This window comes from Aeromonas sp. s7(2024) (genome assembly GCF_040907825.1).
GTDB lineage: Bacteria > Pseudomonadota > Gammaproteobacteria > Enterobacterales > Aeromonadaceae > Aeromonas > Aeromonas veronii.
On record NZ_JBFOCM010000038.1, the window covers coordinates 62,851 to 76,392 of the forward strand.

Annotated in this window: 15 protein-coding genes; 2 read left to right on the forward strand and 13 right to left on the reverse strand. The window is 54.9% G+C overall.

The features are described 5' to 3' along the window. Positions 1–672: 672 nt before the first annotated feature. The 4 genes from hemN to AB5Y73_RS18250 all read right to left on the reverse strand — a co-directional run bounded on the left by hemN (position 673) and on the right by AB5Y73_RS18250 (position 4,571). The gene (gene hemN, locus AB5Y73_RS18235) at positions 673–2,046 is read right to left on the reverse strand and encodes an oxygen-independent coproporphyrinogen III oxidase (protein ID WP_107683215.1); all 1,374 of its coding nucleotides are present in this window, start codon (positions 2,044–2,046) and stop codon (positions 673–675) included. 31 nt (positions 2,047–2,077) lie between these two features. Then, entirely contained in the window at positions 2,078–2,518 is a 441-nt protein-coding gene (locus tag AB5Y73_RS18240) for a DUF2489 domain-containing protein (RefSeq protein ID WP_107683214.1), read from the reverse strand. Positions 2,519–2,529: 11 nt separating this feature from the next. Then, positions 2,530–3,117, reverse strand: coding sequence for a Der GTPase-activating protein YihI (gene yihI / locus AB5Y73_RS18245; RefSeq protein ID WP_047438995.1), 588 nt, complete (start codon positions 3,115–3,117; stop codon positions 2,530–2,532). A gap of 836 nt (positions 3,118–3,953) precedes the next feature. Beyond that, positions 3,954–4,571 (reverse strand): cytochrome c, encoded by a 618-nt coding sequence (locus tag AB5Y73_RS18250; RefSeq protein ID WP_005339710.1) that lies wholly within the window; start codon positions 4,569–4,571, stop codon positions 3,954–3,956. A 142-nt stretch (positions 4,572–4,713) separates the two neighbouring features. On the opposite strand from AB5Y73_RS18250, the gene yihA reads away from it, so the two are divergent. After that, positions 4,714–5,370, forward strand: coding sequence for a ribosome biogenesis GTP-binding protein YihA/YsxC (gene yihA / locus AB5Y73_RS18255; RefSeq protein WP_005339709.1), 657 nt, complete (start codon positions 4,714–4,716; stop codon positions 5,368–5,370). Positions 5,371–6,146: 776 nt separating this feature from the next. On the opposite strand, the gene AB5Y73_RS18260 is transcribed toward yihA, so the two are convergent. The 9 genes from AB5Y73_RS18260 to AB5Y73_RS18300 all read right to left on the reverse strand — a co-directional run bounded on the left by AB5Y73_RS18260 (position 6,147) and on the right by AB5Y73_RS18300 (position 12,910). Next, entirely contained in the window at positions 6,147–6,407 is a 261-nt protein-coding gene (locus tag AB5Y73_RS18260; protein WP_019445781.1) for a DUF1488 domain-containing protein, read from the reverse strand. Beyond that, entirely contained in the window at positions 6,404–7,225 is an 822-nt protein-coding gene (aroE, locus tag AB5Y73_RS18265) for a shikimate dehydrogenase (RefSeq protein WP_107683212.1), read from the reverse strand. Before aroE ends, AB5Y73_RS18260 begins: the two co-directional genes overlap by 4 nt. Positions 7,226–7,328: 103 nt before the next feature. Continuing rightward, on the reverse strand, positions 7,329–8,237 hold the full coding sequence (hemF, locus tag AB5Y73_RS18270; RefSeq protein WP_107683211.1) for an oxygen-dependent coproporphyrinogen oxidase: 909 nt from the start codon (positions 8,235–8,237) through the stop codon (positions 7,329–7,331). Positions 8,238–8,349: 112 nt separating this feature from the next. Continuing rightward, positions 8,350–8,910 carry a Sua5/YciO/YrdC/YwlC family protein gene (locus AB5Y73_RS18275; RefSeq protein ID WP_107683210.1) on the reverse strand — a complete coding sequence of 187 codons (561 nt, stop codon included), beginning with the start codon at positions 8,908–8,910 and terminating at the stop codon, positions 8,350–8,352. 134 nt (positions 8,911–9,044) lie between these two features. Further along, entirely contained in the window at positions 9,045–9,548 is a 504-nt protein-coding gene (gene purE, locus AB5Y73_RS18280) for a 5-(carboxyamino)imidazole ribonucleotide mutase (protein WP_005339704.1), read from the reverse strand. A 74-nt stretch (positions 9,549–9,622) separates the two neighbouring features. Next, positions 9,623–10,180 (reverse strand): type I DNA topoisomerase, encoded by a 558-nt coding sequence (locus tag AB5Y73_RS18285; protein ID WP_005339702.1) that lies wholly within the window; start codon positions 10,178–10,180, stop codon positions 9,623–9,625. A 55-nt stretch (positions 10,181–10,235) separates the two neighbouring features. Then, a complete protein-coding gene (locus tag AB5Y73_RS18290; protein ID WP_005339699.1) occupies positions 10,236–10,709 on the reverse strand; it encodes a DUF494 family protein in 474 nt (157 codons plus the stop codon). After that, positions 10,702–11,817: a DNA-processing protein DprA gene (gene dprA / locus AB5Y73_RS18295; protein ID WP_181497667.1), complete on the reverse strand. Its 1,116-nt coding sequence runs from the start codon at positions 11,815–11,817 to the stop codon at positions 10,702–10,704. The genes AB5Y73_RS18290 and dprA overlap by 8 nt, the downstream gene beginning before the upstream one ends. Before the next feature lies 1 nt (position 11,818). Continuing rightward, on the reverse strand, positions 11,819–12,910 hold the full coding sequence (locus tag AB5Y73_RS18300) for a LysM peptidoglycan-binding domain-containing protein (RefSeq protein WP_107683208.1): 1,092 nt from the start codon (positions 12,908–12,910) through the stop codon (positions 11,819–11,821). 108 nt (positions 12,911–13,018) lie between these two features. Here AB5Y73_RS18300 and def point away from each other — a divergent pair, with 108 nt between their 5' ends. Next, positions 13,019–13,531, forward strand: coding sequence for a peptide deformylase (gene def, locus AB5Y73_RS18305; RefSeq protein ID WP_005357510.1), 513 nt, complete (start codon positions 13,019–13,021; stop codon positions 13,529–13,531). Positions 13,532–13,542: the final 11 nt, after the last annotated feature.

Below are 13,542 nucleotides of genomic sequence, written 5' to 3' on the forward strand. Positions count from 1 at the left end.
AAAATCTGTTTCTGAAGCAACCAAAACGCCGTGTAAGAGATCTGCCATTACAGATGTAAGCCAACAGCCGAAAAGATCCCCGAGATAATCGGAAGATAAGATCTTAAAACATGAAGAGGATAAACTTAACTAGTTGTTTATAAATGAATAAATCGAAACTCACCACTTTCGAAATAGCTAATGACAAAAACGTTTTCCAATCTGGCGTTGTAGCCGGTTAGAAAATCCTTATAGTTACTCATGCACGGACGCAATGAAGTCGGTCAGGAAGACTGGCTGCCAGGGTTGGGTAAATGGACTAACCACAGGATGTGGTAAAGGACACCTCCCAGGACGGAGAAAGTGCGACGGGACAGGATGACTCGTCAGGCCAAGATGGCTAAAGGACACCCCAAAGGATTGGGAAGGGGAAACCTAAAGGAAGAGGTAAACCGTCAGGGATTGCAGGGAGCAACTTCGTTCAAGGATCTGAGCGATACGACTACCGGGGGCGACGCAAGTCGCCCCCATCTTTTTATCTGCATTTCACCGTCCCCTTGCTTGGCTCTCAATTGCTTGCCTCAGCGCAGAGACTTCTTACCAGAACCTTCCCGACCCGCTGCTTAAGCAAAAATACATATGAAAGGGGCGCCACAATGGCGCCCTTCTCTGTTTTCTAATCGGCAAACAAGCTTATATCACGCGAGAGAACTGCTGCTGACGCGCCTTGTTGCGCAAGTACACGTCGAAACACATGCAGATATTGCGGATCAGCAGCTGCCCGGTGGAGGAGACCTCCAGACCATCCTCCGTCATACGCACCAATCCATCGTTGATGAAGGTCTGCAGCAGCTTGAGATCGTCGGCAAAATACTCTCTGAAATTGAGCCCGTGCGCCTGTTCGACAGTGGCAAAGTTCAGACGGAAATCACAGATGAGCCGCTTGATCACCTCACGGCGGATCAGGTCATCCTGATTGAGCGAGCAGCCTTTCCACTGGGCATGACCCAGCTCTGCAACCTGTGCGTAATAGGTCTTGAGCTCTTTCTGGTTCTGGGAGTAGGTATCACCGATCATGCTGATGGAGGAGACACCCAGCCCCAGCAGATCGCAATCACCTTGAGTGGTATAGCCCTGGAAGTTGCGGTGCAACTTGCCCTCGCGCTGCGCCACTGCCAGCTCGTCATCGGGTTTGGCAAAATGGTCCATACCGATGAACTGGTAACCCTGACCGGTCAGGAAGGCGATGGTGTCCTGCAGCATGGCCAGCTTCTCCTGCGGCGCAGGCATATCCACCTCTTTCAACTTGCGCTGGGCAGCAAAGCGACTCGGCAGATGGGCATAGTTGAAGATGGAGAGGCGCGCCGGATCCGTCTTGAGCACTTCTTCCAGCGTATGGTGGAAACTGGCACGATCCTGATGCGGCAGGCCATAGATAAGGTCGAGGTTGGTCGAGCGGAAGCCTAGTTCACGGGCCCGTTCCAACATGGCTTTAATAAAGTCGTTGTCCTGCTCGCGGTTGACTGCGACCTGTACATCCTTGTTGAAGTCCTGCACCCCGAGGCTGATGCGGTTGAAGCCGACATCTCGCAGCACATCCAGCATGGTAATGGCAATCTCGCGCGGATCGACCTCGATGCTGAACTCCCCCTCTTCGGCGAAATGGAAGTGCTCACGCAGCATGGCCATCAGACGGCGCGTTTGCGCTTCATCCAGATAGGTGGGTGTACCGCCACCCCAGTGCAGCTGGGTAACCAGACGATGCTTGAAGAACGGGGCTTGCGCCTTGATCTCCTTCTCCAGGTAGTCGAGATACTCGTCAGCCTTGTGCTGATGACGGGTAATGACCTTGTTGCAGCCGCAGTAGTAGCAGAGCTTGTGACAGAAAGGGATGTGCACGTAGAGCGACAGATTGCGCTCGGGATACTGGCCGGCTGCGCGGACAAAATCCGGATAGCCGAAGCTCTCGTTGAACTCCAGCGCAGTGGGATAAGAGGTGTATCGCGGGCCACTGTAGTTATATTTTCCGATCAGGGCCTGATCCCACACAATCTGTTCTGCTTGCACGCTCGCTTCCTCTCTTGTTGTTATTGTTGGCTCACCGACCTAACTGAAAATCCTTCAGCTGGGCCACATCCTTGAGGATCTGAGCCTCCAGCTCGGCCTCGTAGCCGCTGCGTTCGAGATCCATCTTCATCACTTCATTGCGCTTGAGGGCGCGTCTGGCCTCATGAGTCGGCATATCTTTCACCTTCTCATACAGCCGGTACAGACCCGGGAACTCGGCAACGAACGCTCGCCCCCCCTTGATCTGCAACGCATCCAGCAGATTGGTCAGCCGAATGGCGCCTTCGGAGTAATCGCACTGCCCCTCCTGCACCGCATGGGCAATGACCCGTACGCTCTCCAGAATTCGCTCATTGCGAGCAGTTATAGCCTGCCACTGCATCGCTTGCTGTCGCCTCAATCTGGCCAGCAGCATGCCTGCATAGATGGCCAATCCTGACAAAATCAGGCCGCCCAACAGGGCGGCCAGCATCCATCCACTCATCACTTTTTCTTCGGCTCAGGCTTGGGTTCCGGCTTGAAATCAACCTGGTTGAAACGGTCCCACAACTCCTCTTCGGAGGCTGGTTTCTGCTCGTCGAACTCGGCGTCATCGCCATCATCAAACGGCAGCTCGTCATCTTCATCATCGTCGTTGTCGATGATGCCCAGTTCATCCATCAGCTCCTGATAACGGTCGACACGCTGATCAACCCAGGCCTGCTCGGCCGCTTCCAGGGTTTCACCGGCATCAAGACGATCCAGCAGATCATTCAAGCGGTCATCGTTTTCGATGGAAGCCAGCTCCTGCTCGGGCGTCATCACCAGCTTCTTCTCTTTCACCGCCTTGGGTGCTGCCGGCTTCTTCTGTTTGTCATCAACCACCAGTACTACCGGCTTGCGGGAACCGATACGCGGATCTTTGGACTGGCTGTTGCCAGACTTGCTCTTCGGCTGTTCAACTTGCTGACGAGAACCAGCCTTCAGGCCCTTGCGCTTGGCAGCCCGTTTACGCTCACGGCCTTCCTGAGCACTGACATCAGATTCTTTGCGCTTGCCAGTAGGCTTGCGAGTGGGTTGTTTGGCAGACATGAATGGCTAACTCCGAAAATAACTGGTTTGACCCGTACCCGGGATGATCTCACCCGGTGGGATACGATGCGAGGAACAGTAAGGCTGGAACAAGAGCAGGATCCCGCACCAATCAGGCCCAATCAGGCCACTGAACACCGCAGGATCGGTATCCTCTGGGCATGTTGCTGGTATTTTGACACAGAATGGCTGATCGGGTTAATGACCCAAAAGAAAAAAGGCAGCCGAAGCTGCCTTGATATGTTCATGCGTGCGCCATCCTGAATGGCAAAACAATCTGTTTCGTCCTCTCCTTGACAACTTGTCGCCGCATCATATCGTTGTGTGGTCATCCTGACCTTATATTGGTCGTTCCTGAATGTGCGTGTGCCTGTTTGACCCGTCTCGACCGCATCCTGCCATCGTGCCGGGGAGTCTGCATCCCGCAACCCCATCCCGCTCCGGAGATGGTCACCATCCTGATCCTTCAATCCTTTGCCAGCTCATCCGAGCCCATGGCATCCCGCCACGCCAGCCATCCTCTGCTCACAACACCCTGTCGTGAAACCGCCACCCAATCCGTGGGTGAATCCATTAAGCCTACTGTACCAACTCTATAAAGCGGCTCAATCCACTCAAAACATTCTCAACATGTCGAAAAATATCAATATTCATATAATTCATTGATAAATAATGATTATTTAATATTTTATGCAATTTTATGAGCCTTGGCCTGCCTTGAGAATGGGAGATCTCTTACAGAACGGGGGGATTAAACCGAGAATTATCTGAAAGCCATAAAAACAACGGGGAGCCCAAGCTCCCCGTTTCAACTCAAATCGACCGTATCGACTATATCAGTGCAGACCCGCCACATATTTGGAGAGGGCTTCGATATCCTGATCAGTCAGTTTCTTGGCAACATCCCGCATCATGCCATTCGGATCGTTGTCACGCGTGCCGGCACGGAATGCGGTGAGCTGAGCTTTGATATAGGCAGGATGCTGGCCGGACAGGTTTGGATACTTCGCCTGCTCGACACCCGAGCCACGGGGACCATGGCAAGCCGTACAAGCTGCCAGACCACGACTCATGTCACCACCCATATAGAGTGCCTTGCCCGCTTCGACCACGTCGTCAGGGACAGCGATAGGGGTAACCTTCAGGCTGGAGAAATAAGCCGCCAGGTCATCCATGTCCTGTTCCGACAAAGGTAACGCCATCGGCCCCATCACTGGCGCAACCCGGCCAATTTGACCAGAAGCGGCAGCCTTCAGTTCAACTAACTGCTTTTTGATATATGATGCGTGCTGACCAGCAATTTTGGGGTACATATCAACCAGGCTGTTTCCGTCCGGTCCATGACAAGCCGCACAAACGGCAGCCTTGGTCTGTCCCGCAGCGGCATCGCCCTTGGCTTGTGCCATCCCCGTTACGCCAACCATCAGAGCAAGAGTAATGACTAGGTTCTTCATGGCGTTCCAACTTTTCGTTATTAGGCTTCCAGATCCCATGCCGCTGAAGGCATGTTAAAATAAACGCGTTTAAGCGACGCTATTTTACACCATTTTACAAAAAAGTAACTCTATAACCCTCTATCTCCATGGGGAATTTACGTTGGATACACAAACTCTGAATTTCAATAAGGTGCATTTTGTGACCAGCGCACCCGACATCCGTCACCTGCCAAATGATGGGGGTGTCGAGATCGCGTTTGCCGGCCGTTCCAACGCCGGTAAGTCATCTGCATTGAACACCTTAACCAAACACAAGAACCTGGCGCGCACCAGTAAGACACCCGGTCGTACCCAGCTGATCAACCTGTTTGAGCTGGAACCGGGCAAGCGTCTGGTCGACTTGCCGGGTTATGGTTATGCGCAAGTTCCGCTCGAAATGAAGCTCAAGTGGCAAAAGTCACTAGCAGAGTATCTGCAGCGCCGTGAGTCATTGAAAGGCCTGGTGATCCTGATGGACATCCGCCACCCGCTCAAAGATACCGACATGAACATGCTGGAGTGGAGCTCGCATCGTCAGTTGCCAGTCATGCTGCTGCTGACCAAGGCTGACAAACTGAGCCCCGGCCCGCGTAACAACCAGGTGATCAAGGTGCGCCAGGCCGTTGCCAACCTTGGTTCCCAGATCCAGGTCGAAGCATTCTCCTCTCTCACCAATATCGGTGTGGAGAAGCTGGCGCAAACCCTGACCGAATGGTACGTCAGTGGTGACGATACCGACCTGCTGAACGCTGACGAGCAGCAACCTGCCGAGGAGTAATCTACTCCTCGCTCTCCTTGCAATTGGCGGAGCACTCCTCCGCTGATTGAAAGGGTTTCAGATTGCCGCTTTCACCTGCCTCACGACAAACACCCAGCATTCGCCTCCCCTGCTATATCCATTACCGCTTACAGTTCATATAGATAGGCAGTTAATTCACGAGAGGAATTAACCTCTAAAGGCGTTGAGAACGTTTTCAAATTCGTTCTTTCAAAACGAACCAGAATTACAAAAAGAGACAAAGATGAAATTTAATTACAAGACCTAATCGAAAGGGATAAAAATGAGGCCGGACGACAGTGATGCCATCCAGCCTGAAAAAATAAGTTCAAAAAATTGGGAAGAAGCTGAATCTTGAGTACCAGACGACAGGTATTCCTCAAGAAGCAGCCTCATTCTATCAAATGCATCGCCAATTTAAAGCATTTACTCTAAATGACACGCATAAAAAAACACCCCGACGAGAACCTCATCGGGGCAGCTATTCAGCCACATTCAATTACGTGAAATAAAAGGTCTGAAAGATAGAACATCTTACCTCTGTACCCTACGCAGACAACTGTACAGCAAAGCAGCAGAAAGTGAAAGTAATTTATGTAATTTAGTTTCACAACTTACAGATTAAGAAAAAACCCTTTACTTTCATGCAGATAAAAAAATCCCCAGTACGAATACCGGGGAGTTATAAAGGTGACTAGCTAGCACTTCCTCAACTATCTAGTTAGTCAGCGCCATTTCAAAGTAGTTCTGCTACAAAACAAAAAAACTTTGAAAAATCAGAGGTAGATAGCGCCATCCTCAGCAAACTCTTGTTCTTCAATGAGTTTTTCAGCCATATCTTCAATATCAAAACGTACACTTTCGAAGGCTCTGACGATGTCATCCTCCCTCGTCAGCGCCAGACCTGTCATTCTCTCCAGTCGCCGCTGGCTGATGTAACAATCTATCAGCGCCCCCATCTGCTGGGCAGGAAAACGCACCCGCTGTTCGTCAGCCTGCCACTCCATCAGGTCGGGAAACAGAATACCCTGGTTCATATCACCCCCAAGTTACGCTTCAACTCTCTCAATACCTGTTTAGTCCCGGGACGAATTCCGCGCCACACGGTAAACGCTTCGGCGGCCTGTTCCACCAGCATGCCGAGTCCATCCATGGTTTGACGGGCCCCATGCTGTTTGGCCCAACTGATAAACGCCGTATCCGAGGCGCCATACATCATGTCATAGATGGCAATATCAGTGTGGATCAAGGCAGGGGCCAACGGCGGCAGCGCTCCTTGCAGGCTGGCGGAGGTAGAGTTGATGACGAGATCGAATGACCCTGCCAACTGCTCATAGATCTGGGCAGTCACAGGCCCCAGATCGTGGAATTCGGCAGCCAACTGTTGCGCTTTTTTGTGGGTGCGGTTGGCGATCACCAGCTCGCTCGGCAGCTCTGCCAGCAGCGGCGCCAATGCCCCACGAGCCGCGCCACCGGCACCCAGCAGCAGGATCCTGCTATCCGCCAGCGTCACACCATGGGATTTGAGATCGGCGACCAGACCGGCGCCATCGGTATTATCCCCCAGCAACACGCCATCATCGGTCAGCTTGATGGTATTGACCGCGCCCGCCCGTTTGGCCCTTGGGCTCAAGCGATCGACCAGAGTGAATGCCTGCTCCTTGAAGGGAACGGTGACATTGCATCCCTTGCCCCCTTGGTCAAAGAAGGTGCGCAGGGCTTGGGCAAACTCGTCGACGGCGGGTTCAGCCAGCCCATACTTCAGCTCTTGCTGGGTTTGTCTGGCAAACAGGGTGTGAATGAAGGGGGACTTGCTGTGGCGCACCGGGTGGCCAAAAACCAGATAACGATCCATCAAAGAGTTCCATCAGAGGGCAATATTCCGATTTAACGGGTTTTCACTCTCGGGAACAAGCCGAATAACGGCCAGTAAAAAGGGACCATCATGGTCCCTCGGGTCACAGCCATTCTCGCGGCGTGAGGTAATCGGTGTAGAGCAAGGCTTCAGGAGTGCCCGCCTCCGGCTGCCAGTCATACTCCCAACGTGCCAACGGTGGCATCGACATCAGGATCGACTCGGTACGTCCGCCGGTCTGCAACCCGAACAGGGTGCCACGGTCATACACCAGATTGAACTCCACATAACGGCCGCGACGATAGAGCTGGAACTCCCGCTCCCGCTCGCCATAGGGCACTGCCTTGCGTCGCTCGATGATCGGCAGGTAGGCATCGAGATAACCCCGACCTACCGCCCGCATAAAGGCAAAGCAGTCGGCAAAAGGCCAGCGATTAAGATCGTCGAAGAAGAGACCGCCCACCCCTCGCGTCTCGTTGCGGTGTTTGAGGAAGAAGTAGCGATCGCACCAGGATTTGAACTCGGGGTAGATCTCATCACCAAAGGGCTGGCAGAGATCACGGGAGACCTGATGCCAGTGCTGCACATCCTCGGCAAACGGGTAGAAGGGCGTCAAATCGAAGCCACCGCCAAACCACCAAATGGGCTCTTCACCCTCTTTCTCGGCGATGAAGAAACGGACGTTGGCGTGGCTGGTAGGCACATAGGGGTTGTGCGGATGGATCACCAGCGACACGCCCATCGCCTCGAACTTGCGACCGGCCAACTCTGGCCGATGGGCCGTAGCAGAGGCAGGCATGGCATCGCCATAGACATGGGAGAAGTTGACGCCCCCCTGCTCGATCACCGCGCCGTAGCGCAGCACGCGGGTGCGTCCGCCACCACCGCCTTCACGGCTCCAGGCATCTTCCACAAAGTGTCCACTGCCATCGGCCTGCTCCAGACCACGGCAGATCTCGTCCTGCAACTGCAACAGGAAGGCCTTGACCTGGGCCACATCCGGTTTGCTCATCTTGTCTCCAGTCAGGCAGGATCGTGAACGCCCTGTCCATTTTTATAGTTAAATCAATCCGATGAGCTCACCGCTCAGCGGATTGATAGCAAATCATGACGTATCCGCCTGCTCAGGAGGGGCGAATAATGGCGCCGGTTCGGGCGTCCTTGATCTCGGATGGGTTAGCTTGACCACCCACTTCACCGGGCAGGATATAGGCTAACTTGCTTGCCAGCCGCTCACCGATATCGGCCACTCGACGGGCAGGATCCTCACCGGTCAGGTTGGCGCTGGTAGAGACCAGCGGCTTGCCAAAGGCACGGCACAACGCCTGTACCTGAGGATGAGCCGTCACGCGCACCGCCAGTGTCTCGAACTGCCCGGTCAGCCAGGCCGGCGTCGTTGCACGGGCAGGCATGATCCAGGTAAAAGGACCGGGCCAGCTGGCTTCAACCCGAGCCAGTTGCTCACCGCTAAGTTGGCTCAGATCGATGTAGTCCTGCAGCTGTGCCATGTCGGCAGCAATCAGGATCAACCCCTTCTCTACCGGACGCTGCTTGATGGCCAGCAGTCGCTGCACCGCAACTTCGGAGTCGGGATCACATCCCAGACCAAACACGGCCTCGGTCGCATAAGCAATCACCCCTTCCTGCTGGAGGGCGGCAACCGCCTGTTCAAATTCATTTGGCATAGGAAAAATGCGGCAGCCTGGCTGCCGCCTCGTCACTTAGTAGCAAGTTGAATCCGTATGGTGGCGACCATGGCAAAGTGACGTGTTGCTGTTGCACAGGAAAATACGACACATCCGGATCGCCACCTATTCACTTACTTGAGTTGAGCCTGCAGGGCGGCATCCTTGGCCATCACCTCTTCGGCATTCTTCTGGCGTTCGGCCCGAACCTTGGCCGCCAGTTCATCATCGGCTACTGCCAGCATCTGGGCTGCCAGATAACCTGCGTTCTTGGCACCGGCTTTGCCGATCGCCACGGTCGCCACCGGTACACCACCCGGCATCTGCACGGTGGAGAGTAGCGCATCCAGCCCCTTGAGCGGACCACCGTCGATGGGCACCCCGATCACGGGACGAGTCGTGATGCCGGCTACGGCACCCGCCAGATGCGCCGCCAGACCGGCAGCACAGATAAAGACCTTGCAGCCACGGGCCTCGGCATCGGTCACATACTGATGGGTCGCAGCCGGCGTGCGGTGCGCGGAGGTGACTTTGACTTCCACTGCGATATCAAATGACTTGAGCACCTCGAGGGTAGTCTGCATCACGGGGAAATCAGAATCAGAGCCCATCAATACGGCAACAAAGGGTTTATTCATGGTGGGAATTTCCTTACTCCAAGTGGGGGGTTGAAGTTCACCGAAAACGTTTCAATCCGGTTGCGGCGGCGGGATTATACCTGCTCACTTTGGTGGCCGCATTTCTTTTGCGGACAGACCCAACGCAGAGTTCCCCTCACTTTTTTCTCTACCATGATGCCCCAACCACACGCGGGACAAGGCATGGGGATCGGCTTGTCGTTCACCACATATTTGCAGTGTGGATAGCCATCACAGGAGTAAAACTGCTTGCCGTAGCGGGAGGTGCGGCTCACCAGATGACCCTTGCCGCACTCGGGGCAGAGGATCTGGGTATCATCGCTCTCCTGCAGGGATTCGATGTGCTGACAGGCCGGATACTGGGTGCAGCCGACAAACAAGCCGTAACGCCCCTTCTTGATCGCCAGCGGCTCTCCGCAATCGGGACAGGCAGAGCCTTCGAGCACCTTTTCGATGTCGCGGCCGGATGGCGTCAGGGAGCGTATGTAATCACAGGCAGGATAGGCAGAACAGCCGAGAAAGGGGCCATGTTTGCCCTGGCGGATCACCAGCTCGGCCCCGCACTGCGGGCACGGCTCGCGCTCGAAGGCATGTTCGTGGGCTGAAAAGAGGTGATGATCGATTTTTGACATGGGCCGCGCCTTGAAATCCAGATGGCCTGAATTCTACCAGCGCGGCACCGGACTGTCAGTGAATGACGCCGTCTGACTCATCAAACACCAGCTCTTCCATCTGCTGGTAGGCATTTTCACTGCCCGGTACGTTGAACAGCACCATCATGACGACCCACTTCAGGTCATCCAGCTCGATATCCGGCTTGTCCAACTCGAGCAGGCGCTCGATACAGATCTCACGGGTTTCGGCATTCAGCACCTGGGCCTGTTCCAGAAAGAGCAGGAAGCCTCGGCACTCGGTGCTGAGGCGTGCCAGCTCTTGCGGAGCATAGATACGCATCGAGCCTTGCGCACTGGCGGTGACATAAACCTCCCGCTCGCTATCGTGCAGATTGGCCAATCGCTCCAGCCAGTCGAGTGCCTTGTCGATCTCTTCTTTATCGAAACCGGCCCGGCTCAACTCGTCGGTGAGCTCATCCTGCTCGACCATCACATCTGCATCGCTGTGGATGTAGGTCTCGAAAAGGTACATCAATACATCAAACATGATTCGCCCTCCTCGCTCTGACGTATCCACCGGCTACCGCCATCACTGCACCGGCCAGCTCCAGCTCTACCAACCTGCCCAATACCACTTCGACAGGAAGCTGGGCCCGCTCGGCAACGGTATCCACGCTCGTGGTCTCATAATCTACGTTATCCAACAAATCGGCATAAGGCAATTCGCTATTATGCGGTTGCTCAGATGGTATGACCGACGAATGTGGCCGTGCGACCCACTCTGGCAGCTCTTCCACTATATCGGCCGCACTCAGCACAAGTTTGGCCCCCTGCTGAATTAATCTGTTGCACCCTATCGCCTGGGCGTTTTGCGGGGCGCCGGGCACTGCAAACACTTCGTGCCCCTGTTCAAGCGCATAGCGGGCGGTGATCAGCGAACCGCTCTGCTCGGTCGCCTCCACCACCAGAGTTCCCAGCGACAGACCACTGATAATACGGTTGCGACGAGGAAAATGTTCAGCCAGCGGCCCTTTATCCGGCGCCAGCTCGGAGATAAGCAAACCACCACTCTCCAGAATCTGGCCTGCCAGCCCCTGATGGCGTTTGGGGTAGAGGCAATCCAGCCCGGAACCCAACACGGCAAGGGTGATACCGCCACCAGCCAGCGCCTGCTGATGGCAAACACCATCGATACCGAGCGCAAGGCCCGAGGTGATGGCTAACCCGCATCCAACCAGCTCGCTACAAAGGCGGGAGGCATTATCTTTGCCTGCATAGGTAGGATGGCGTGTCCCCACCATTGCCAGCTGGGGTAGCGACAGCGCAGCAAGATCTCCACGACAGTAGAGCAACAGGGGGGCCGCGGGAATTTCCCGTAACAAGGGTGGATAAACCGGGTGATCTTGCGGAATAAGGAGATTGTCAGGCAAAGCAGCCCAAGCGAGGCTCTGCTCAACCACCGGCGAGGGCCAGCGCAGTTGTTTGATCTGCTCTGACGACAACCCCATACCATGCAGTTGCGCTTCATCGTTCTGAAACAGGGCCTCAATACTTCCCCCAGCCCGTTCCAACAGACGTGCAGCGGTCACCGGACCGATACCGGTGACCGCATCGAGAGTTAGCCAAAGCGCCAGACGCGCGTCGGGGTAGTTCACGTCAGAAGTGAGTGACCTGATAGCCCGCACTCACCATGTCGTTACTCTGCATGATGAGACCGTAACTCAGCTTGTCATACACCTTGAACAACATGACACGGGCAATCGCTTCAGAGGGCAGTGGTGCCTTCTTGTTACTGCTGTAAAACACCCGGTTAAAAACCGACGAGAGTTCCTTGTACTGTACATCGCCATTCTTGGTGACCAGAGCAGCACCGGGCCGTCTGACATCCAGTACATCCCCGGCGACCAGTTGATCGCGGCCACCCCGGTTGATCAGCACCACATCAAACTTGCCACCGCCCCGGGTCTTGTTCGGCAAATCGATGATATAGCCCGGCGTGATGGCAGGTGCCGCTTTCGGTGTGAAGACGGCGGGCATGTTCTCCTGAGCGGGCAGCGGCATCACCTTGTCGCCCTGCAGCACTTCGCGCTGGTTATGAGTCAGCATCACCTCGGTCCGATCGCCATCCAGACGCGCAACGGCCCGCACCACACCGGCAAAGATCGCCTCCTGGCCCAGCAGTTCACCAGTTTCGCGATCCTTGTAGACCACTCCGGGGTGATAAATGCCATAAACCTGCCCCGGAGTCAGGGAACCCTGCACATAGAGGGTGTCCCCCTCCAGCATGCCGATATGTTTCTGATCCGCCCCCAGCAGATAAGGCAAGGTTTTCTGCTGCTGGCTGTCAGCCAGAATATGGTCGGTTTGCAGGAAGGGGCCGATCTCGCTGATAGGCAGCGTCGGAATGGGGTTGGCTTTGTTTTCGTAACGGGTTTTCGGGCCGAGACGGATAACTTGCTTGCTACCCTGCATCGCCTTGCCGAGCCGGGGTTCACCATTGACCCAGCTCAGATGCAGTACATCACCGGGGTAGATCCAGTGAGGATTGGCTATCTGCGGATTGATGTTCCAGAGACGGGGCCAGAGCCAGGGTTCGGAAAGATACTTGCCGGAGATATCCCACAGGGTGTCGCCTTTTTGCACTACATAGCTTTCGGGGTAACCCGCTTTCAGCCTCAGCTGATCGGCCAGTGCTGCCTGACTCACTGTCACCAGCAGGCAGGCGAGGATGGTTTGCTTCAGATACATAACACTCCCTGTTACTTCTGTACGCAAAGTGTTGCTGTTTTTTGTCGGCGTAAATGACTAGAATTACGCCAATATTGACTGCATTTATACGAAACTAAAGAAAAAACTATGGCCATTCTAGATGTATTGCGTTTTCCCGATGAGCGCTTGCGCACCGTTGCAGCCCCTGTCGAGACCTTTACACCCGAGTTACAACAGATTGTAGATGATATGTTCGAAACCATGTACGCGGAGGAAGGCATTGGCCTGGCCGCGACTCAGGTCGACATTCACCAGCGCATCATAGTGATCGATGTCTCTGAAAACCGTGAAGATCCTCTGGTATTGATCAATCCGGAGGTCATCGAGCAGTGCGGCAGCACCGGCATTGAAGAGGGTTGCCTCTCCGTGCCCGGCAGCCGTGCTCTGGTGCCTCGCGCCGAACAGATCAAAATCCGCGCCCTGGATCGCAACGGCAAGCCGTTCGAGCTGGAAGCCGACGATCTGCTCGCCATCTGCATCCAGCATGAGATGGATCATCTGGTCGGCAAGCTGTTTGTGGATTACTTGTCCCCGCTCAAGCGCCAGCGCATTCGCCAGAAGCTGGAAAAGATGGCCCGTGAAGATCGCAAAGTCCTCTGAGGATCTGCCCC

What these genes read in the sequence shown, in the direction of transcription:
- AB5Y73_RS18240 (WP_107683214.1), bottom strand. Translation starts at nt 2,518, where the DNA reads ATGCTGGCCGCCCTGTTGGGCGGCCTGATTTTGTCAGGATTGGCCATC.
- yihI (WP_047438995.1), bottom strand. Translation starts at nt 3,117, where the DNA reads ATGTCTGCCAAACAACCCACTCGCAAGCCTACTGGCAAGCGCAAAGAA.
- AB5Y73_RS18250 (WP_005339710.1), bottom strand. Translation starts at nt 4,571, where the DNA reads ATGAAGAACCTAGTCATTACTCTTGCTCTGATGGTTGGCGTAACGGGG.
- AB5Y73_RS18260 (WP_019445781.1), bottom strand. Translation starts at nt 6,407, where the DNA reads ATGAACCAGGGTATTCTGTTTCCCGACCTGATGGAGTGGCAGGCTGAC.
- aroE (WP_107683212.1), bottom strand. Translation starts at nt 7,225, where the DNA reads ATGGATCGTTATCTGGTTTTTGGCCACCCGGTGCGCCACAGCAAGTCC.
- hemF (WP_107683211.1), bottom strand. Translation starts at nt 8,237, where the DNA reads ATGAGCAAACCGGATGTGGCCCAGGTCAAGGCCTTCCTGTTGCAGTTG.
- AB5Y73_RS18275 (WP_107683210.1), bottom strand. Translation starts at nt 8,910, where the DNA reads ATGCCAAATGAATTTGAACAGGCGGTTGCCGCCCTCCAGCAGGAAGGG.
- purE (WP_005339704.1), bottom strand. Translation starts at nt 9,548, where the DNA reads ATGAATAAACCCTTTGTTGCCGTATTGATGGGCTCTGATTCTGATTTC.
- AB5Y73_RS18285 (WP_005339702.1), bottom strand. Translation starts at nt 10,180, where the DNA reads ATGTCAAAAATCGATCATCACCTCTTTTCAGCCCACGAACATGCCTTC.
- AB5Y73_RS18290 (WP_005339699.1), bottom strand. Translation starts at nt 10,709, where the DNA reads ATGTTTGATGTATTGATGTACCTTTTCGAGACCTACATCCACAGCGAT.
- AB5Y73_RS18300 (WP_107683208.1), bottom strand. Translation starts at nt 12,910, where the DNA reads ATGTATCTGAAGCAAACCATCCTCGCCTGCCTGCTGGTGACAGTGAGT.
- def (WP_005357510.1), top strand. Translation starts at nt 13,019, where the DNA reads ATGGCCATTCTAGATGTATTGCGTTTTCCCGATGAGCGCTTGCGCACC.